The following is a 22,018-nucleotide window of genomic DNA, read 5'->3' as shown; positions in this document are numbered from 1 at the left end:
ACGATTATGAAAGCAATTAAAAATATATTCTTAGTATTAGGGATACTCGTTACTGTTTCCGGTTGTGATTATCTGGATTCTGAACCTGAGAAGAAAGGAACTTTGGAAGAGGCTTTTGCCAGCGTAAATTCGGCAAGGAATTTTTTGTACGCTTGTTATTCTTTTATGCCCGAGTCGAGTGATCATAACGGGGAGCCGCAATTTAATGGAGCCAGTGATGAAGTGTGCATAACTTCTCAGTGGGCTACGACATGGCATTACTCCAAAGTCGCGAATATTGGGTCTCAAACGGCAGCCGATCCCATATATAATTATTGGTCTTATTTCAAAAGTCCTACACAATCGAGTCGTTGTAAAGCGTACAATCTTTATGGCGCTATTCGTCAATGCTATACATTTTTGAATCGAGTAGAAAGTGTACCGGGAATATCCGCAGCAGAAATAACCGATTTTTCATCGCAAGCCAAATTTCTGATAGCTTATTACCATTATCTGTTGTTAAGATTGTATGGTCCGATTGTGTTGATAGACAGGGAAATTCCATTGGATGCTACCGGTGAGTTGGCCTTCCCGAAACGTCGTCCTTACGATGAGTGTGTAGAATGGATCGCCGATCGTTTAGACGAAGTGGCTCCTTTACTGCCGCCTATCCAAACTTCCGATAAATATGGAGCTCCCACGCGGGCTGCGGCAAAAGGAATAAAATCGCGTATGTTATTGTATGCCGCAAGTCCTTTGTTTAATGGGAATAGTGAATATTACAGCGACTTTAAGAATAAAGATGGAGAACAATTAATCAGTTTGCAGTATGATAAGGAAAAATGGAAAAAAGCCTTAGATGCAGCCGAGGATGCTATCAATGAGGCGCATGCTGCTGGCCATGATTTGTATACCCATTTACAGGCTCCGGTTGGAATAAGCGATGCTGAAAAAGGATATTTTAATCATCGTTGGTCGTTGGTGACTATGCCGAGTGCGGGAAATACAGATATTATTTGGGCTTACACAGGGTCCCGAATGAATATTCAGCAAATGATTGCGCCTCGCGGATTGTCACAAGGATCTACCACTGTTCCTTATGGAGGCTTGGCTCCTTCAATGCAAATGGTGGAAACCTATTTAACAAAGAATGGATTGCCCATTGATAAAGACCCGTCTTTCCAATATGATAGAAGATTTGGAATAACGACCGATCCTGAGACGGGAGAAAAGACCGTGAGATTGCATTTGAACCGGGAACCTCGTTTCTATGCCGATATTGCATACGACCGGGCAACCAATTTCGAGTTGGACGGCAGAGATGGAATAAAAGGAGGAAAAGGTTATACGTTGTATTTGAGAATGGGCGAAATTAATCCTGAAACCAATCAGACGAACGGGAATGATCCCTTGAAAGACAATATCACTCCCAATGGTTATTTGTGGAAAAAATATTTACATCCGAATACGAGTTTCGCCAATAATCAGGTGGCAGTGAGGGCTACGGCTTTTCCGTTGGTTCGTTTGACAGAGCTCTATCTCAATTATGTGGAGGCTTATTATGAATATTATGGAAGACTTGATGGGCAGGCCCTCATTTATTTGAATGATATTCGTTCCCATGCCGGTATCCCCGATGTCGAGACTTCTTGGCAGGGAATTGCAGGGAAAGATTATCGCGAGATTATACGACAGGAAAGAACGATTGAACTCATGTATGAAGGCCATCGATTCTTCGATGCTCGTCGTTGGAAAATTGCGCATCTGACTTTCAATAAGGTTCAGAAAAGATGGAATTGTTTTCCGGCAGGATTTACGACCCAATCTCCGCAGTCAGCAGAAAATTATCTGACATTGCGAAACAGTAATGAGCCGACGAAAACTTTTAATGTGCCACAACACTATCTCTATCCGCTGGATTCCAGAGATATAAATATCAACCCGAATTTAGTCCAAAATCCGGGGTGGTAGGCGGTCGAATATACAGACACACTTTTTAGATAGATTTGGAAAGGCCCGGTCTCGATGTGTTGAGAGACCGAGAGATCGGGCCTTATAAGTAGAATTCATGCATTAAACAAATAAATATGCTCAGGAAACTAATAAGAGTTTGGATTATAGGAATAGTATTCCCGCTCTATGCCATAGCCGGGCAACCTTCGGTAAAAATTACCCACGGTCCCTATTTACAAAACTTGTCGGAGAACGAAGTGACAGTCGTGTGGACAACCGATAAGCCTTGTAAATCGTGGGTGGAATTCAGCAAAAAGGAAGACGGTAAGAGCTTCTACTCCCAACTGCCGCGAAAAGCCTATGCCTCACAAGACGGGTTGTGTTGCGTCGACACATTGCATCGCGTAACGGTTACGGGGCTTGAAAAAAACACGACCTATTTTTACCGAGTATTGTCACAAGAGGTAAAAGAGTTGCTGCCCTATCGTCCTGTTTTGGGTAACATCGTTTCTACCGATATCTGGAAAAAACCGTTGACTTTTACAACACTCGATGGCAGACAGGAAACATTGTCGATGGTTATGATAAACGATATACATGGGAAGAACGATTTGCAGAAAAAATTGTTGGAAATGGCTCCACCGCAAAATGTCGATATGGTAGTGTTTTGTGGGGATATGTGTAACTATATTAACAAGCAAAGTGATATTTTCACCGGTTTTTTAGATACATCGGTCGGCCTGTTCGCATCTAGTAAACCATTTGTATATGTAAGGGGTAATCATGAAACTCGTGGAGCATATGCCCGTAATTTCTCCCGATACCTTACCGGTCCCGAAGGGAAATTCTATTACGCTTTTACCTATGGCCCCATTCGGTTCATCGTGTTAGATAGCGGTGAAGATAAACCCGATACAGATGTGGAATATTCGGGTCTGGTAGATTTTGATAATTATATACTTGAACAAAAGGAGTGGTTGGCCCGTGAATTGGAAAGTCCGGAGTTTAGAGCTGCCTCTTTTCGGGTAGTCTTGTCTCATATTCCTTTTGGGAAAGGCGGTTGGTATGGCTCTGAACGACTACGCAAACAGTTGCTCCCCCTATTGGAGGGTGCTCGTATCGATTTGATGTTAAGTGGGCATAATCACACATTCGGATTTATGGATAAGGGGAAAGTTACAGCTTTCCCTATAATAGTGAACTCCAATAACTCTGTGTTGACAATGTTTGGTTCGGAAGATCTGCTGAAAGTTCAAGTTAAGCAAATTGATGGAAAAGTATTATTAGAGAAAGAATTCAGTAAATAACGATAGGAATTATGCAAAATATGCGAACAATACGATATTGTTTTATCTTGTTTTTATCCGTTTTAGTCTCTTGTAAAGACCAAACCGATAAATTAAATGATAATTGCCCCCTTATACCCAAACCATTATCGTTAGACATGCAACCGGGCGAATTTACGTTTGGAGACAGTGTGGTAATTGAATTGAAAACAGATGATGAAGAAATAAAAAGAGCAGCAAACTTTCTTAAAACCTTTGTGGAACAGACAGGAAGTTGCAAAGCTCAGATAGGAACCGGTGAAGAAGCCCGGAACAAAATCGTTTTTACCGTTTGCGATACGATCGCTCATGATGAGGCTTATAGACTCGATGTGTCCCCTCGTACGATAACTATCGCCTCGAAGGGTGGTGCTGGTGCTTTTTATGCAGTGCAAACATTGCGTCAATTGCTTCCGGCCGAATGCGAGAAAAAAATATGTGACGAAAATGTGATACTGCAAGTGCCCTGCGTGAATATCTACGATGAACCTCGTTTCAAACATCGAGGGTTTATGCTTGATGTGGCACGTCATTATTTCCCGTTGGATTTTATCAAGAAAAACATCGATATAATGACTTTGTATAAATTGAATGTATTGCATCTGCATTTAACCGATGATCAAGGGTGGCGCATCGAGATAAAATCGCATCCGCAGCTTACTTCTGTGGGGGCTTGGCGCAAACAAAGTATTGCCGGACATAAAAATGATGTACCTCGTAAATACGATGGAAAACCTCATGGCGGATATTATACCCAAGATGAATTGCGGGAAATTGTCGAATATGCCCGCGAGAGATTTATTGAGGTTATTCCTGAAATCGAAATGCCGGGACATACTCAATCGATTTTGGCCGCATATCCTCAATTGGCCTGTTTCCATAAAAACTACGAAGTCTCGTGCGATTGGGGCGTTCATAAAGAAGTCCTATGTACAAAGGAAGGCAGTTTTAAACTTCTGGAAGATGTGTTATCCGAAGTTTTTGAAATTTTTCCTTCGAAATATATACATATAGGAGGAGATGAATGTCCGAAAGATCGTTGGTCCGAATGTCCGGTTTGTCAACGAAATATAAAACGATTGGGATTGAAAGATGAGCATGAGCTCCAAAGCTATTTTATAAAACGAATGGAGGAGTTTGTCAATGCACATGACCGGCAAATTATTGGTTGGGACGAAATTTTAGAAGGTGGCATCGCGCCTAATGCCGTTGTCATGTCTTGGAGGGGAGAAGCAGGAGGTATAAAAGCGGCAAAAATGAACCATTCTGTTATCATGACTCCTCGGGATTTTTGCTATCTCGATTATTATCAATCGGAAGACCGGGATAATGAGCCTTTGGCTATTTATGGTTACCTACCGTTAGATTCGGTTTATTCCTATAATCCTATCGAAAAATTAACATCGGAACAGGGTCGATATATTTTAGGCATTCAAGGAAATCTTTGGACGGAATACATTGCTACTCCCGAGCATGCCGAATATATGGCTTATCCGAGGGCCATAGCGTTGGCCGAAGTTGGGTGGAGTCGGCAAGAACAAAAAGATTTTACAGATTTTGTCTACCGTTTGACTATTCAATCGAAGAGGCTTGATTCATTGAATGTTAATTATGCGAAACACTTTCTTTTTTCAGTAAAAAATAAAAATGATAAACTATGAAAACAAATGCTATTTTTAGTAAGAAACAGCTTTTTGGGGTCTGCTGTGCATTATTGTTGTCCCCTATGGCTGTATTTGGGCAACTTATTGTTGGAAAAAGTTTGGGAGCCGATCATACGGCCGATGAACAAAAGGCTTTGGCCGTAACGAAGAATGGGGATATGTATATATCGATCAATGCCAATTCTTTTCAGATAATGAAAGATGACGGAACTTTCGATGAAATTAAAAATCCCTATCAAGAGTCTACTACCCGTGCTGGTATTTTGACGAAAATATCGGCTGATGGAAAACTCCTTTGGAGCAATATGGTGTGTGTGCAGGAGTCTGCCAATAACAGTCAGGTTACATCGGTTTGTGAAGCCGGTGATTATCTCTATGTAGTCGGAGGTGTCAGAACCAATGTAAAAGGGGAGCACCCGGTATCCGTGTTTGGAATTCCATTGGTCTCACAGGGGGAAATGGATTATTATATCGCTAAACTGAATGCTGCTACCGGTGTGGCTGTGTGGGCAAAGACATTCGGTGGTGTGCGTAATTGGGAGATGTTCAATTCGGTGGTTGCCGATGAGGCTGGGAATTTGTATGCCGTGGCTACTTTTGGTAATGTATCGAGTGCACCTTTGGAAATGCCTCTCAAAGACGGTTCTTCTACCTCTTTGGCCGTTACAAACAATTGGGGCGAGGATTATCTGCTTGTGAAGTTCAATAAAGACGGTGAAATTTTATGGGCGACCAATATCGGTTCTAAATTTCGTGAAAATGGAGCTCCTGATGTAACCGTAGGAAAAGATGGGAATCCTGTCATTTGTGGTGTTTTCAATGCTGCGAATGGAAATCTAACGAATGAGTCGGAGGAAAAACGAGAGTTTTATATTGGAGAACAGAAATATCTGCTTTATCCCGAGCAGTCCAAAGAGTCGGCATTGGTAAAACTCAATTCGGCCGATGGTTCTGTGATGTGGTCCCGTTATTTTACCGGTACTGGAAATCAAGAAGTGTTGAAGGTACAGGCCGTTTCGGGCTCGAATGCTGTGGCCGTAACGGGGAAAGCGAATAATCAGATAATCGTGGAAGGATCTGCCGGATTGTCTACCGAAACCGTCACGCATGTATCGGGAGCAGATCATTTATTTGTTATCTCTTTTGACGTCGATGGAAAGCTCCTGTGGAGCAAATCGGCTTCGGGAGATACATCGAGCGAAGGTAAAGAGATTTCGAGTGATGATTTGGGGAATATTTATGTGAGCGGATATTTCAACGGTTCGTTAAATTGGGGTGACAATATCGTCCTTCAAAAGACCGGGTCGAATGAAAAAGAGGGCTTCTTCGCTAAATTAAATGGTTCCGGTAAATGTCTGTATGCCGAAACGGTCAAAGGAACAGGTGCAGAGAGTATCAATCTTATAGCGGTAAACGGAGATAAGCTGGCTGTTGCCGGGGATAGAACGACAGATGTCACGTTGCCTTATGGCGACTCTGAAACTGGCGTCGCTCGATATACTGTCGGAGATCGTAATTATAAATGGTTTGCGGCATCCTATACGATGAAACCTTCTGTTTCGGGAATCTCGACGTTGAACGGAAAGAGATTCGTTCCTTTCTCGTATCAAATTGTTCCGGCTTTCTTCGAAATGCCGGCAGTGTTTGAATACTCTTTGGCTGGCAATTTACCCTCTGGCTGGATATTGGATCCTGCTACGGGTATTATTTCGGGAAAAGCTACCGAAGAGGCAAGCGGTTCATTCAGTGTGATGATTTCTAATGCCACAGACGGTGAAAGTGTAGAGAAAACCTATACCTATTCTATTGTACCTAAACCCTGCGATATCTTGTCTATACAACCCGAGAGTCTACCTTCACGGGCTGTGACCGGAGCTTTCTATCAACAATTCACGTTGGAAAATGGAGAGGGAAAAATTGTTTGGACTGCCGAAAATTTGCCCAAAGGTCTGTCTTTGGATCCTGATAAAGGGTTATTGAACGGTATTTTACAACAAACAGGGGAACTTTCGTTCACGATTAAAGCGAGAGAAGAGAGTGGTTGTGAGACTTCCCGAAGCTATACGATTAATGCCGAAGAATTTAATTATTCTTTGGCTCCGAATCTGAAATGGATTAATCAAATTTATGGAAGTGAAGCGTTTGACCATGCCAAAGTGAATTCTATCGATAAAGATGGAAATGTTTGGGTAGCAGCAAGTTATTTTTCGGCAACTTTCTCCGATGAAGTTTCATTCCCGAACATTGGGAATACCGATGCATTGGTTGCTAAATATAATGGAATCGATGGTAGTTTCATGTGGGCTCGTACGATCGGGGGCTCTCCTGTATCTGGCAGAAATGAGCAAGGACAGGCGATTGTAACAGATGTAGTGACAGGCGATGGAGTATTTACCGGAATAATTATGCCCGATGCTCGTATAGGAACCCTAAATGAAACAGATAGCTTTCCTACAAATGGGGGACGGGATATAGGAGTTGTTCGTTTTGATAAAGATGGTAACAAAATTTGGCATAAAGTATTTGGCTCGGCCAAAGATTGGGAAGCCGGAATCAATACGACTTTTGATAAGAAAGGAAATATTTACGTGATCGGTTATACCAACGATGGAGATATAGTGATACCTATGGCCGATGGCTCTTCCGAAACATTAGCGGGAACCTCGGTAGATGTGGTGATTATTAAACTGAATGGAGATGGAGAAGGCATTTGGGCGAAGCGTTTAGGTACGGTAAATAAAGGTGAGGAGATATATGGCCTTGTGACCGATGACGCTTGCAATGTATATGTATCGGGTATGGTGAATAACGGTACAGTACCTTTTGGTAATGGTAAGGTGGTGACCGCTACCGGAATTACTTCGTTTATTGCCAAGTATGACGAGGCCGGAGTTTGCCAATGGGTAACTTCGTTGGGAAGCAATGGTTCGATTCTCAATGGACGGGGAACATCTCTTGTTCGAGATAAAAATGGAAATTTGTATTTTGCTGCAATTTGTAAAGGGTCTTCTTCCATATCGGGAACAACGGAAACGATTGAGGCCGATGCTTCGAAGACCGATGGAGCAATTATTAAATTTAATTCCGATGGACAATATGTATGGCATCGCATGTTTGCATCGGTTGCCGATGACGGAGTGACCTCTCTTGCGGTTGATGAAAGTAATAATGTCTATGCCGTGGGATATTATGAGGCAGAGTTGCCTGTATATGAGAGTATAAAATTACAGCGCAATGGAAATAATCGAACGGCCTTTGTCGCCAAATATTCCGATGAAGGAGAGTATTTATATGCTTTCTCGACAGGAGCTATTATTACCGATGCCGTGAAACCGACCGGTTTGGCCATTTCGATAGATAAGACTACGAACGACATTATATTGACCGGGCCTACTTACGGAACGATATATCCCTATGGTGTTAGCGGTAGTTCCAATGCTTTTGGAGGCGGACGTTTTATGTTGGCACGTTATAGCCAAGATGCTGCTTTGTTCGGCATTTTTCCTCAGGGAATAAAAGGGGAGAGCTATTCGGCTCAATTAAATATTTCTGGTTTCCAAAAGCCCTTACAAGTTGCTTATAGTCTTAAAGTTGGAGATAACCTCCCCGATGGATTGTCTTTGGATACGAATACGGGAGAAATTAGTGGAGTATTGAATGAAGCTGGAATATTTAAATTTACAGTCTTGGCTACCGACGGTTTTGTCAATGCTAGTAAAGAGTTCAGCATTTCTGTTACCGGAGCAGATTGTCAGATGACAGTAGAGGCGATTATTTCGGAAGATGCAGAAAATGGAAAACCTTTTTCTGCGAGAATATATGCCGATAATGCTACCGGAGCAGTAACATGGTCTATTGAAGAAGGTAGTTCTCTCCCTTATGGCTTGTCTATAAGCTCGTTGGAAGATGGTGTCGGATTAATTAGTGGAACTCCTAATGCTCCGGCGAAGGAATATTCGTTTACGATTGTCGCCGAGGACGAAGCGGGCTGTCGTGTCACTCAATTGGTATATCTCAATGTTACAGGCGAAAGCGGGGTAGAAACCCTTGTTTCCGAAGGCTTTGTCGTATATCCCAATCCGGTAACCGATGGAATGCTTAAAGTTTCTTTGAAAGACCTTGTTTCGGGAAATTATGTGATAGAAATTGCAGACCTATCAGGAAAACAAGTCTATAAAGAGGAAGTTAGGGTAGAAGAAAGCATGGTAAAAAGTATTTCTGTAAATAATATGCCTTCTCAATGGTATGTAGTTACCGTTCGGGGAATGGGTGTATCTTATTCGCAGAGATTTATGGTTCAATAAAGTTTCTATGGGGCTATCCAACCAATCTGGATAGCCTCATAGTTTTGAAACAAAAGAGGAGAAATTAGCATGAAGAATCTTATCTATTTCGTATGTCTGGCTTTTGCCGGTATTTGCTTGTTGGGTTGTGAAAAAAACGATATGCCCGAACCCGAAAAACCAAGAGAGGAAGAACCTGCCGATTCCACGGATATCGTCGATCCCGAAGAGCCCGATACTATTGTAGAGCAGAAGGACGATCCTGAAAATGGAATTATCTTGGATATGCCGGGTATTACGCTTAAAGGTTGGGTGCATTGCAATCGGGTAGGAATGCCGGGGGTTGTAGTGACCGATGGAACTAACGTCACTGTTACCGATGAGAAAGGTATATATAGAATGAAACGAAATACGACGGCTTCTCATGTATATATATCTTCACCGAGCGGTTATACCGTATGCGTGAAAAATAGCGTACCCCAGTTTTATGCCGAAATCAATCAGCGAACAGATATTGTCCATAAAGATTTTGAGCTTGTTCGTCTTGAAAAAGATGATACGAAACATACATTTGTTGCAATCGGTGATCCACAGTTATATCGTGATTTTGAGTTGAGTTATTTGAAAGAAGCTGTAAATGACCTTAACAGCTGGGTAACGCAGAGCCGTAAAGGAGAATGTGTACATTATATTGTGTTGGGAGATTTGGTGTTTGACAAACCAGAGTATCATGAATCGAGTAAAGAGATTTTTTCGATGTTGAATGCTCCTGTGTATAATGTTATCGGCAATCATGATCATGTGTTCGACAAAAGTGAACCTGCTGTGAAGTCCAATGATTTGAAAGCCGATACGGTGTATAAACGACATTACGGGCCTACTTATTATTCATATAATCGGGGTAAGGTCCATTACGTAGTACTTGATGATGTGGAGTATTGGGGCGGATCGGGGCCTAAGTATGTCGATGCCGTTTCCGATGAACAAATTGCTTGGTTGCAAAAAGATTTGATGTATGTCGATAAAGATAAGGCGATTGTCCTTTGTTTGCATGCGCCTACTAAGCGCAGAACCGAGACTCGGTCTTTCGGCAACAGAGAACAGTTGTATGCTCTTCTCCGTGGATATGCCGATGTTCAGATTCTTAGCGGTCATACGCATTGGAACTCTGTTGTGACAGATGATGGTAGTGGTATGACAGAACACATTGTAGCGGCAATGTGCGGTAATTGGTGGCAACCCGAACTGATTTGTAGTGAGGGTACACCTATCGGGTATAAAATATTTGATGTGGACGGAACCTCATTTAAATGGAAATATAAATGTGTGGGACAACCCGAACAATACCAGATGAGAGTATATCCTTTGGGAGAAAGAATCAACATATTACGCCCGAAAAATGTCGTTCTGAATGTTTGGGATTGGGATCCTTCGTGGAAAGTCGAATATTCCGAAGATAACGGACAAAACTATCGTTCGATGTTCCGTAGTCTGAATATGTATGATATTACTGCATACAATGCTTTCGGGGCGAAGGGAGATAATACTTTCCCTGTCGGGCGTACTTGGATACAAGCCTCTGAATCTGATCATATGTTTTATTGTAGGCCTTCTATTCCGTATAATCAACTTAAAATAAGGGTGACTTCCCGATTTGGGGATATGTTTTCGACGACCGTAAATATTCAAAATCTTTGATTAAAATAAAGTATTAGTTATGAATCTGATTCTAAGAATTATTATAATAGGAGCATTGTTGCTTTTGTTTGCTTGTAAGTCTGTTTATAAAGCCGACCCGTTTCCCGAACCGGAAAGAGAATCGGGACAAACCGATGTCCTTGCATTAAGAGCAGAACCTTTGGATACGGTACGGGTGGCTTTTATAGGGGTAGGTGCTCGGGGCATGGCAGCCGTGAAACGTTTTATGAATATAGAAGGTGTGAGGGTAGTTGCATTGTGCGATGTAGATTCTTTCAAGGTTGCCAAAGCGCAGAGGATTCTGGCTGCGAAGGGACGAGGACCGGCCGTGGAATATTGTGGCCCCGATAGTTGGAAGAAGGTTTGTGAACGAAGCGATGTAGATTTGATTTATAATTGTACCCATTGGCAGTTGCATACTCCTATTGCGGTCTATGCTATGGAGCAGGGGAAACATGTCGCGGTGGAAGTTCCGGCAGCCCTTACGGTTGATGAGTGTTGGCAATTGGTGAATACCGCCGAAAAAACTCGGAAACATTGTATGATGCTGGAAAACTGTTGCTACGATTTTTTTGAGTTGGCTACTTTGAATATGGCTCAACAGGGCGTTTTTGGAGAAGTTGTTCATGGAGAAGGGGCTTATATTCACGATTTAAGAGAATATAATTTTGACACTGCATCGGTATCGGGATATTGGGATATGTGGAGATTGAAATATAATACGGATCATACGGGGAATCCATATCCGACGCATGGCTTAGGCTCAATTTGTCAAATAATGAACATTCATCGGGGAGATAAAATGAATTATTTGGTGTCGATGTCGAGTGACCAGTTCGGATTGACGGAATATTCTCGGAGTCGTTTGGGGGAAGAACATGCGTTCGCTTCTAAAAAATATGATTTAGGAGATATGAATACTACTCTTATTAAGACTGAAAAAGGGAAAACGATTTTGATTCAACACGATGTGACAAGTCCTCGACCTTATGACCGGCATCATGTAATCGGCGGAACAAAGGGTTTTGCACAGAAATATCCGGTGGAAGGGATTGCCTTAGAACCGAATGCTCATCGTTTCTTACCGGAAGAGAAATTGGATTCTCTCTTGAAGGCTTATGAACATCAGTTTGTGAAAGAAATTGGAAATTTAGCTCGAAAAGTAGGTGGGCATGGAGGTATGGACTTTATTATGGACTATCGCTTGATTTATTGTTTAAGGAATGGATTGCCTTTGGATCAAGATGTTTATGATGCTGCCGAATGGTCTTGCTTGGTCGAATTGACTGAATATTCAGTAAGAAATGGATCTGTTCCTGTACGTATTCCCGATTTCACACGAGGAGCATGGGAGAAATTAAAAGGTTTGGAGTTTGCAAAATAGTTATAAATTTGCAACATTGAAATATTTAACAAGATTAAGAATGGGAACGAAATTTTCGACACGCATATGGGTAAGTGTAGTCGGCATAGCATCGATTTTTTTGGGAAGTAAAGGATATGCGGATACTGTGATTTCGGTAGCCGACTTTGGGTTGAAACCCGATACGAGGGAGAATGCCGTAGCATATGTTCAAAAAGCGATAGAGGCTTGTAGGGGAAAAGAGCCGGTAACCCTTGTCTTTCCCGAAGGACGTTATGATTTTTGGCCTCAATATGCTCATGAGAAAAATTATTATGAGACCAATACCTACGATGTTTTTCCGAAGCGATTGGCAATGCTTTTCGAGGGGCTTCACAATATCACTGTCGACGGGAACGGCTCGCAGTTCATCATGCACGACCGAATACAGCCGATAACCGTTGAGAATTGCGATGGCGTTACGTTGAAAAATTTCTCTATCGATTGGGATATACCGCTTACGGCTCAGGCTCGTGTGACAAAGGTGGGTAGCGATTTTTTCGAGATCGAAATCAATGTCCTTGAATCTCCCTATATCATTGAGGACGGCAAACTGGTATTCGTGGGTGAAGGTTGGAAAAGTGCATTAGGCAGTATGATAGAATTTGAGTCTGATACGCATTTCGTAGTTCCCGGTACGGGTGATTTGGTGCTGGGGTGGAATTGGGGCGATTATACGGCCGTTTCACCTCGGTATGGTATTGTGCGGTTGAGTCGGAAGGGAGGATTCGAGCGATACCCGGCCGAGGGTAACTGGTTGGTGTTGAGGCATAGCACGAGAGACCATGCCGGAATTTTTATCTGTGGCAGCCACGATGTGCGGTTGTCCGATGTGCAGGTGTATCATACCGCCGGCTTGGGTATCTTGGCACAATATTCTTCTGATATTGCGTTCAAAAAAGTGAGTGTAGAGCCCAATGCGGCGAAGGGACGCATATTGAGCGGTCACGACGACGGTTTCCATTTGATGGGGTGTAAAGGTAAAATTACGGTCGACAGTTGTCGTTGGGCTGGTTTGATGGACGATCCCATAAACATACATGGAACCTGTGTCCGGGTGGTGAAAGTCCTTTCTTCCGATAAGGTTGTCTGCCGGTTTATGCACGACATGAGCAAAGGTATGGAGTGGGGATTTCCGGGAGATAAAGTCGGTATGATCGAAAACAATACCATGCGCACGGTTGCTACCGCAAATATACGCTCGTTCAAGGCGATAGACGAGTATGAGTTCGAATTGGAATTGACATCGGATTTGCCGGAAGAAATCGGGGTAGGCGCTGCATTGGAGAATCTTACGTGGACCCCCGATGTCGATATTCGCAACTCGTTTTTCGGTTCTTGCCGGGCGCGGGGATTACTGGTTTCCACACCGGGAAAAGTAGTGATTGAAAACAATGTGTTCGAGTCGAGCGGGTCGGCTATATTGATTGCGGGCGATGCGAATTATTGGTATGAATCGGGTGCGGTAAAAGATGTGCTTATTAAAGGAAACGACTTCCGTTATCCCTGTATGTCTTCCATGTATCAGTTTTGTGAAGCCATCATATCTATCGAGCCGGAAATTCCCCAGCCCGATACGAAGTATCCGTTCCATAGCAATATCAGGATTGAGAATAATACGTTCAATCCGTTCGACTATCCTATTTTGTATGCAAAAAGCGTAGACGGTATTTCGTTTACAGGGAATGTGATTCAAAGGAATACAACCTACAAACCTTTCCACAAACGAAAGGCCGCCGTAACATTGGTAAAATGCCGCCATGCGAAAATCAAGGATAATAAGATTATAGGCGATGTGCTGGGTGCTCCCGGTGGGAAACTGTCTATTGTAAAAGAATAATGGATAAGACGTTGGGCGGAATGTTAATTCCGCCTTTCTTTTTTGAATAGGAATCTTGTTTTATCCCTTTCTCTCTGTTCCGAAGGTTTGGTTTTTAAAAATTTGTTTTTATATTTGTGATGTTGTAAAAAAGGGGCGAAGATATACGCTTTTATGTTAGAAAAGAGTTTGTATGATAAAACCTTAAAATTCAAATCTCATGAAATACCCGATCTCGATATTCTTGTTTATTTTCATGTTTTTTGTTTGTTCTTGTGCCGGTTTAGGAGGGTTTCCTCTGTATTCGGGAAGTTATGGTTCGCAGGCGGCTAGTCGTTTGACACCGGTCGAAAATCCGGCTACCGGATTATATGGCTATGTCAATGACTTGGGTATGTGGGTAATACGGCCTAAATTCAGATCTGCACAACGTTTCCGTAACAACGGACTGGCGCGGGTGCAAATCGGTGTGCGGTACGGAGCCATAAATATGGCTGGGAAAGTGGTGATAAATCCGGTGTTCGAGCACAGCTACGATGTGGATAACGCTATTACTTCGATGGAGAAGGGAAGATTGCGCGGAATCGATTTATGGGAGACCCGCGATTCCAAGAGTGGATTGTACGGTTATCTCGATTATTATGGGAATTGGTTCATTAAACCGCAATATTACAATGCACGAGGATTCAACGACGAGGGCTTTGCCGTTGTGGAAGTCGGGAGAAACCGCTGGGGCGCAATCGATAGAAACAACAGAATCGTCATTCAACCCAATTTTAAGGCGTCGTATGAGGCGGAAAATGCGCTTAGGCGTCTTTTGGGCTATTAATTTCAGATTAAATAAAGAATAATATTATTATTTCCATTGGCGAAATAGATATTTATTGGAAAAATAACATGTAAATAATAATATTTTTAGGCAGATGGTTTATATTTGCATATTATATTATTATTGCCAGAGTTGAAAAGTGAATGTGACAATATTATCGTAGGCCTCAAATCGGGTTCTTTCGATGCCTTTGAAAAGGTATACAAGTTGTATAGTGGTAAATTATACAACTTTGTCATGAGAATATCTGGCGGAGACAGTTATTGGGCGGAGGAAATCGTACAACGTACGTTTGTCCGGTTGTGGGAGATGCACGATCAGGTGAGTCCCGATAAATCGTTGATCTCTTATCTTTGTACCATAGCTAAGAATCTGTTGATGAATGTGTATCAGCGGCAGACTGTCGAATATATTTATGCGGAATATGTTCTTGAATCTTCGGAAGAATATAGCGATAATGCCGATGGAGAGCTGGACGGTAAGCTGCTGGAAGAATATATCGATCGACTTGCCGAGGAACTGCCGCCGTCGCGTAAGAAAATATTTGTTTTGAGTAAACGTAAGCATTTTACGAATAAAGAAATAGCGGTCGAGCTGAATATTTCGGAGAGTACCGTCGCGACGCAATTGTCGTTGGCGCTTAAATTTATGAGGGATAAATTGATGGCTCATTACGATGAGTTGTTACCCTTAGTGATTTATGCCGCTTTAATTAAGATAGTTTAACTATAAGTGATTAGACGTGCGAGCCGATTTGCTTTTATACTAGGTAAAGGAACAAATGGATAAGGAATATTTCAAAATACTCATCGAGAAGTACCTCGACGGAAACGCTTCGACGGCAGAAGTCAAGGAATTGTGCGAGTGGATAAAAAATAACGATTCGCTCGACCGATGGATTATGCAAGCTATTGAGAGAAGCGATTCTCATCTCGATGAGGAAGTCTATGAACGTCTGTATACCCGCATTAAAAAGGACATAGAATCCCGGGAGAAAAAGTCGCATAGACGATTCTCCTTTGTTTCGATGTTGCGGTGGGCCGCCGTTGTCTGTTTACCGATTATCGCTGCGTTGGCCGTATATGAGTTGAGACTCGATTCAAAGGTGGATACTCTCCCGTTGGTAGTAACTGCCGAGAGTGGGGAACGAGCCAAAGTCCAATTGCCCGATGGTACGAAAGTAAATATAAATTCAGCCTCTCAAATTAGTTATCCGCATGATTTTAATGGAAAAAAAAGAATCGTCGAGCTCGATGGAGAAGCCTATTTCGAGGTGACTCCCGATAAGGATCGCCCGTTTGTCGTAAAGGCTGCCGATCTTGAAATTACAGTATTGGGCACGGCTTTCGACGTGTGTGCTTATAAAGACGATAATGAAGTGTCGGTCGTTTTGTTGACAGGGAAAGTCGATGTGGCGTCGGAGAGCAATCGCTATGTCATGCAGCCCGACGAGAAACTGGTGTATGACAGAAACACGGGAACCATGCAGGTGGGTAAGGTTTATTCGAAGGAATATGTCGAATGGACCGATGGGAATTTACGTTTCGAAAATGAATCGCTGGAAAATATCGTTAAGGTTTTATCTCGTGTATATAACGTAAAAATCGTTTTCGACTCGACGTTTCCCGAAGGACAATATTTTTTCACCGGTTCGATAGGAAGCGGAGGCATTACAAATGCTCTTGATATCTTGTCGATGACATCGTCATTACATTATGAAGTGCGCGATTCTGTCATCGTGCTTCATAAAAAATAATATAACAGCTCCTCTTTTGAATATTTCCCTATGGGGATAAGAATGCTTGGTGTTTGCGTCGAGCCGGCTCCCCTTTTTGCTTATGAAAATGGCACATGTCGAATCATTTAAGAGTTGGATAATTTAATAAATGTTAATTGTAGAATAGGCTTGGATAAATCTGGGTCGCTACTTGTATACCCAATAGACGATGAAAATTAAAAGTAACACATTATTGCAGATACCTTTTATACTAATATCTTTTTAATCAAAGAAATAAAAATGAAAAACGTATGAAATCAAACCATTTTAAGATGAGGTGGCTATGCTTGTTGTTTGCGCTTTTTACGCTCAATATTCAGGCGCAGATTACGGTAGATATTAAAAATAAGCCGTTGAAAGAAGCCATAAAAACAATCGAACGGTCGAGCAATTATAGCTTCTTTTATAATGTGGAGTTAGAGGGGCTTGATAAACTCGTGACGGTGAAAACCGACAATGCATCTTTGGAAGAGACCATGAAACAGTTATTGAAGGGAACGAATATCACATTCCAAAGGAAAGTCGATAATGTAGTTGTTTTGCTTTCCAAACAGCAGCAAGCGGCTAAACGGTCCCGTTTTGTTTCCGGTAAGGTAGTCGATGAAAAAGGCGAGGCCATTATCGGGGCCAGTATTATCGTAAAAGGTTCTTCGATAGGAACTTCGACCGATGTAGATGGAAATTTTACTATCAATAATATTTCGGATAACGCTCTGCTGGTCGTGTCTTCTATCGGCTATAAAAAGACAGAGGTTCCTGTCACGAATGAAAATCCCATTGAAATTCGATTGAACGAAGATTCCAATTTGATGGACGAGGTAGTGGTGGTAGGCTACGGTGTTCAAAAGAAAATAAATTTAACGGGATCGGTCGTTTCGGTAGACCATGATGTTTTAGCCAATCGTCCTATCGCTAATGTGACGACCGGTTTGCAAGGCATGTTGCCGGGTGTCTCTATCGTTAATACGACGAGCCGTCCCGGTGATAATAACTCTTCTATACGGGTGAGGGGTATCGGGACATTGAATAACTCCGACCCTTTGATTCTTATCGACGGCGTGGAAGGCGACATGAACACGTTGAACCCCGACGATATAGAGTCTGTATCGGTATTGAAGGATGCCGCTTCCTCTTCTATCTATGGTTCGAGAGCGGCCAACGGAGTTATTCTTATTACGACGCGTAAGGCCGACCGCGAGGTAAAACCTACGGTCACTTATACCGGATATTTTGCCATGCAAAAACCGACGGCCCTTCCCGAAATGCTCGATGCCGTCGAATATCTTACTTTACTGAAAGAAGCGACTTCGAATGTAAATAAAAGTTGGGGGTATACACAGGAAGATATCGATGCCGTCATTAACGGAACCGATCCGAATTTCCGGGCGAATACGAACTGGATAAAAGAAATCACGAGAGATTATGCTCCTCAACACGGTCACAATGTAAATATCAACGGTGGGAATAAGAACATGGGGTATTATTTGTCCTATGGAAACTTAACCACTTCGGGACTTATGGTAGGCAACGGTTATCATGCTACCCGTAATAATGTGAGAATGAAATTAAACACCGAGCTTTTCGATCGATTGACCATCGAGGGAAATGTGAGTTATACCGACGTGGATAATTGGACTCCTGCATCGAGCGATAGCGAAAATTCGGGACTTTTCTATCAAGCTCTCCGTTCTTCTCCTTTGACTCCCGTGAAATTCACCGACGGGCAATGGGGATATGGCGGTAGCTCGGCAAACCCGATAGCACAAGCCTACGACGGTGGTTTTATCAATTACCATAAACGTGAGACCTCGTTGAATTTCAGCGCCGGATTGAGAATTATCGACGGGTTGACGGCAAAGGTTCAATATGCTACCCGGTTGGTCGATGTGTTGCGGAAACAACAACAGAACATCATACAGCACTTTTATCCCGATACCGAAACGCCATTGGCTTATACGTCGAATACGAGTAAGTTCAGTCAACGCGATATTGCCCAACGATACCAGAATGTGATGGCACAGGTCGATTATGATAAGACGATAGGGAAACATTCTTTCCATATTCTTGCCGGCTTTTCTCAGGAGTGGCAGTTGTACCAACAAATGGATGCCAGTCGTCAGGATTTGGTCTCCAACGATCTCCATGTGCTGAATGCCGGAACCGATTTGCAAACCAATAGCGGCTATGACAATCATTGGGCGATTCGTTCCGGGTTCGGGCGGGTCAATTATAATTTCAACGATCGCTATTTGGTAGAGGCCAATTTGCGTTACGACTTGTCGTCGCGTTTTCATAAAGATCACCGGGGAGGCTATTTCCCTTCGGCATCGGTGGCTTGGCGTTTGACCGAAGAGTCGTTTATGGAATCGATCCGCAGCTGGTTGGATAATTTGAAAATTAGGGCCTCATACGGTACTCTGGGTAACCAATATACCTCTTCGTTATATCCTTATATGGCTTTGATTCAACCTTCTACCTCCAACATGCCTATCGGCGGGGAGATAACCTCTTCCATGCAGCAAAGCGAGGCATCGAACAATATTCTCTCTTGGGAGTCCATAAAGATGACTAATATCGGATTGGACGTCAATTTGTTGAATAATCGTTTGTCGTTGACGGCCGATTACTTCATTAAGAATACCGACGATATTTTGCTGAAAGTGAAACTTCCCGATGTGCTGGGTGTGAGTGAACCCTACCAGAATGCCGGTAAGGTTCAAAACAAAGGTTGGGAAATCGCTTTGGCTTGGCAAGATAAAATAGGGAAAGATTTTACCTACGGGGTGAATGTCACTTTTTCCGATGTGAAAAATAAAGTGGTTAGCGTGGGAAATACGGCCGACGATTTCAGCGGCGATCGCATTCGTGCGGTGGGCTATCCTATCGATGCATTTTGGGGATACAAATCCGACGGACTTTATACGGTCGATGATTTTGATTATGACATTGCCACGAACACTTATACGCCGAAAGCGACGACCCCTATTATCGAGGAGTATCGCACGAAGGTACAACCGGGAGATATAAAATATGTGGATATAGACGGTGACGGGAAGATTACGCCTACCGAGGATCGTTGCTATATAGGCAGTGCTATTCCTCGATATAATTATACGATCGGACTCAACGCCGCTTGGCGAGGAATCGATTTCAGCCTCTTTTTACAAGGTGTGGGTAAATGTGACGGGTATATCGGAGGCATGGGACGACATGCGTTTACCGAGCTTGCCAACTATCCGCAGAAGGCACATCTCGACCGTTGGACTTGGGAAAACCAAAATCCTCATGCATCCTATCCGCGTTTTACGTATGATGAAACATACAATCGGGACGAATTTTCTTCTTTCTGGCTCGAAGACGCTTCATACCTGCGGGTAAAAAATTTGCAAGTGGGTTACACGGTTCCCCGTAAAGGGATCATTTCCAAGATGCATATTGAGAATTTGAGAATATATTTTTCGGGCGAAAATTTGTGGACGTTCACCGACTTCTTCTCGTCGTATGACCCTGAGATTCCTGTAAGCAGTGGAGGCTACTATCCTATCACGGCCTCGTATTCTTTGGGTTTGAGCATTACATTCAAATAATTATCGATATAAATATCAGAATATATGAAAACAAAATATTTAGCAATTCTGCTGTGTGCGGCGTTTGTTTTACCCGGCTGCAACGATTCGTTCCTCGACAGAATCCCGTTGGACGAACTTACCGATGAAACATATTGGGAAACCGAGGAACATTTGATATTGGCATCTAATGCCTGCATCAATTATTTGAGAGGAAAAAACAGGAGTGTCGATATGGAATTTTTGGGAGATAATGTTTTTCGTGAGCGTTCGTCGGAATACAAGACTCTCGGGAGTGGAAATTTTACGAGTGATTTGTCGGTTATCAATTCGGAGTGGACGACCGGTTATGACGGTATCAGACGTTGTAATCACTTTCTTGAAAATTACGAACGTGCTCAAAAGGTTTCTGCACCTGTAAGAGAAAGATATGCCGGAGAAGCCATTTTCATAAGAGCCTATTTGTACAGTTATCTGGTGAATTGCTTTGGCGATGTACCCCGTGTAACCAATACGATAGATGTGGGAGACGACGAGCTTTATGGCTCCCGTACCGATAAGGAAACCATGATCGAGTGGATTCTTGATGAGTTTGACCGGGCAGCTGCGGTATTGCCTTATGCTAAGGATTTGAAAGATAGCGAACTCGGTCGTCCCACAAAAGAGGCTGCTTGGGCGTTTAGTTCTCGGTTTGCGTTGTACCACGAGCGTTGGGACAAGGCTGTTTCTTCGGCAGAAGAGGTGATGACTGCCGGTTTTCATAAATTGTACGATAACGGGAATCCCGAAACGACTTATAACGAGTTGTTTACTTTGGCTGCCAATCCGGTGACTAATAAGAACAACCGGGAGTTTATCGTTACTCGTCTGTATAGTGAGGAAGCCAATCAAACTCATAACCTCAGCCGGGAATTGCAAGTTCCCAACGAGGAGGCTCGTTCTGCGCCCACTCGTTCGCTCATGGATGCCTATTTGTGTAATGGGCTTCCCATAACTTTGCCGGCGAGCCGTTACCGCGAGAATACCCACGAAGCTATCTTCAATAATCGGGATCCACGTATGGCGCAGACGATTTTGAAACCCGGAGCGAAGTGGGGCGGATATCCCGGTAAGACTACCTATGAACAGCCTAAGTTCTCGAATTCGGCTACCAGTTGCCGCACGACGACAGGTTGGTATTTTACGAAATTTGTCGAACTCTCCGCAGTCTCTTTTTATAACAAAGACCAGAATGCCATTCCGTTGATGCGTTATGCTGAGGTCTTATTGAACTGGATTGAAGCGAAGGAGATGAGGGGCGATGCAATAACTCAACCGGATATAGATAAGTCGATAAACCTTCTTAGAGACCGGGTTGAAGCAGACAAGATGGTATTGACCAAATTGAATGCTTACGGGCTGAATCTGAGAGACGAAATTCGTCGGGAACGCCGGGTCGAACTGGCTCTCGAAGGGGAGCGCTATTTCGATTTGTTACGTTGGAAACAAGGAGATTTGTTGGCGAAAGATGTGACCGGTATGCGTAAGAGTACGGTTCCGCCCAGTGAATATGTTTATGTCGAAGATATTCCTACCGACGATAAAGGGAATTTGATTTTGATGACGGGGCGTACTTTCTCTGATATGAAAAATTATTTATGGCCGATTCCGTTCACACAAACGCAGCGTAATCCCAATTTGCTCCCTAATAATCCCGGTTGGGAATAAGGATAGCTTACACAAT

At 43.0% G+C, this 22,018-nt stretch carries 12 protein-coding genes; all 12 read left to right on the top strand.

Going from position 1 to position 22,018, the window contains the following annotated elements:
* The first annotated feature begins 6 nt into the window (after positions 1 to 6).
* The 12 genes from NBH06_RS09095 to NBH06_RS09040 all read left to right on the top strand — a co-directional run bounded on the left by NBH06_RS09095 (position 7) and on the right by NBH06_RS09040 (position 22,002).
* Positions 7 to 1,950: a RagB/SusD family nutrient uptake outer membrane protein gene (locus NBH06_RS09095; protein WP_046414992.1), complete on the top strand. Its 1,944-nt coding sequence runs from the start codon at positions 7 to 9 to the stop codon at positions 1,948 to 1,950.
* A 116-nt stretch (positions 1,951 to 2,066) separates the two neighbouring features.
* Positions 2,067 to 3,239, top strand: coding sequence for a purple acid phosphatase family protein (locus NBH06_RS09090; protein ID WP_250793981.1), 1,173 nt, complete (start codon positions 2,067 to 2,069; stop codon positions 3,237 to 3,239).
* A gap of 20 nt (positions 3,240 to 3,259) precedes the next feature.
* Entirely contained in the window at positions 3,260 to 4,918 is a 1,659-nt protein-coding gene (locus tag NBH06_RS09085) for a beta-N-acetylhexosaminidase (RefSeq protein WP_250793979.1), read from the top strand.
* Positions 4,915 to 9,225: a putative Ig domain-containing protein gene (locus tag NBH06_RS09080; protein WP_250793977.1), complete on the top strand. Its 4,311-nt coding sequence runs from the start codon at positions 4,915 to 4,917 to the stop codon at positions 9,223 to 9,225. Before NBH06_RS09085 ends, NBH06_RS09080 begins: the two co-directional genes overlap by 4 nt.
* Before the next feature lie 69 nt (positions 9,226 to 9,294).
* Positions 9,295 to 10,902: a calcineurin-like phosphoesterase C-terminal domain-containing protein gene (locus NBH06_RS09075; protein ID WP_250793976.1), complete on the top strand. Its 1,608-nt coding sequence runs from the start codon at positions 9,295 to 9,297 to the stop codon at positions 10,900 to 10,902.
* Positions 10,903 to 10,921: 19 nt separating this feature from the next.
* Complete coding sequence (locus NBH06_RS09070) at positions 10,922 to 12,286, top strand: Gfo/Idh/MocA family protein (protein ID WP_250793973.1); 1,365 nt, start codon at positions 10,922 to 10,924, stop codon at positions 12,284 to 12,286.
* 40 nt (positions 12,287 to 12,326) lie between these two features.
* Positions 12,327 to 14,144, top strand: coding sequence for an alpha-1,3-galactosidase-related protein (locus NBH06_RS09065; protein WP_250793971.1), 1,818 nt, complete (start codon positions 12,327 to 12,329; stop codon positions 14,142 to 14,144).
* Between the two features lie 199 nt (positions 14,145 to 14,343).
* Entirely contained in the window at positions 14,344 to 14,952 is a 609-nt protein-coding gene (locus tag NBH06_RS09060; protein WP_250793969.1) for a WG repeat-containing protein, read from the top strand.
* A 132-nt stretch (positions 14,953 to 15,084) separates the two neighbouring features.
* A complete protein-coding gene (locus NBH06_RS09055; protein ID WP_250793967.1) occupies positions 15,085 to 15,678 on the top strand; it encodes an RNA polymerase sigma-70 factor in 594 nt (197 codons plus the stop codon).
* A gap of 55 nt (positions 15,679 to 15,733) precedes the next feature.
* Positions 15,734 to 16,708, top strand: a complete 975-nt coding sequence (locus NBH06_RS09050) for a FecR family protein (protein WP_250793965.1) — start codon at positions 15,734 to 15,736, stop codon at positions 16,706 to 16,708.
* 272 nt (positions 16,709 to 16,980) lie between these two features.
* Complete coding sequence (locus NBH06_RS09045; protein ID WP_250793962.1) at positions 16,981 to 20,316, top strand: SusC/RagA family TonB-linked outer membrane protein; 3,336 nt, start codon at positions 16,981 to 16,983, stop codon at positions 20,314 to 20,316.
* A gap of 24 nt (positions 20,317 to 20,340) precedes the next feature.
* Positions 20,341 to 22,002: a RagB/SusD family nutrient uptake outer membrane protein gene (locus NBH06_RS09040; protein WP_250793960.1), complete on the top strand. Its 1,662-nt coding sequence runs from the start codon at positions 20,341 to 20,343 to the stop codon at positions 22,000 to 22,002.
* Positions 22,003 to 22,018: the final 16 nt, after the last annotated feature.

The organism is Barnesiella sp. B2-R-119 (assembly GCF_023656675.1).
Lineage (GTDB): Bacteria > Bacteroidota > Bacteroidia > Bacteroidales > Barnesiellaceae > Barnesiella > Barnesiella intestinihominis.
Note: the sequence above shows the minus strand (reverse complement) of the source record. Positions and strands in the feature narration are given on the sequence as shown.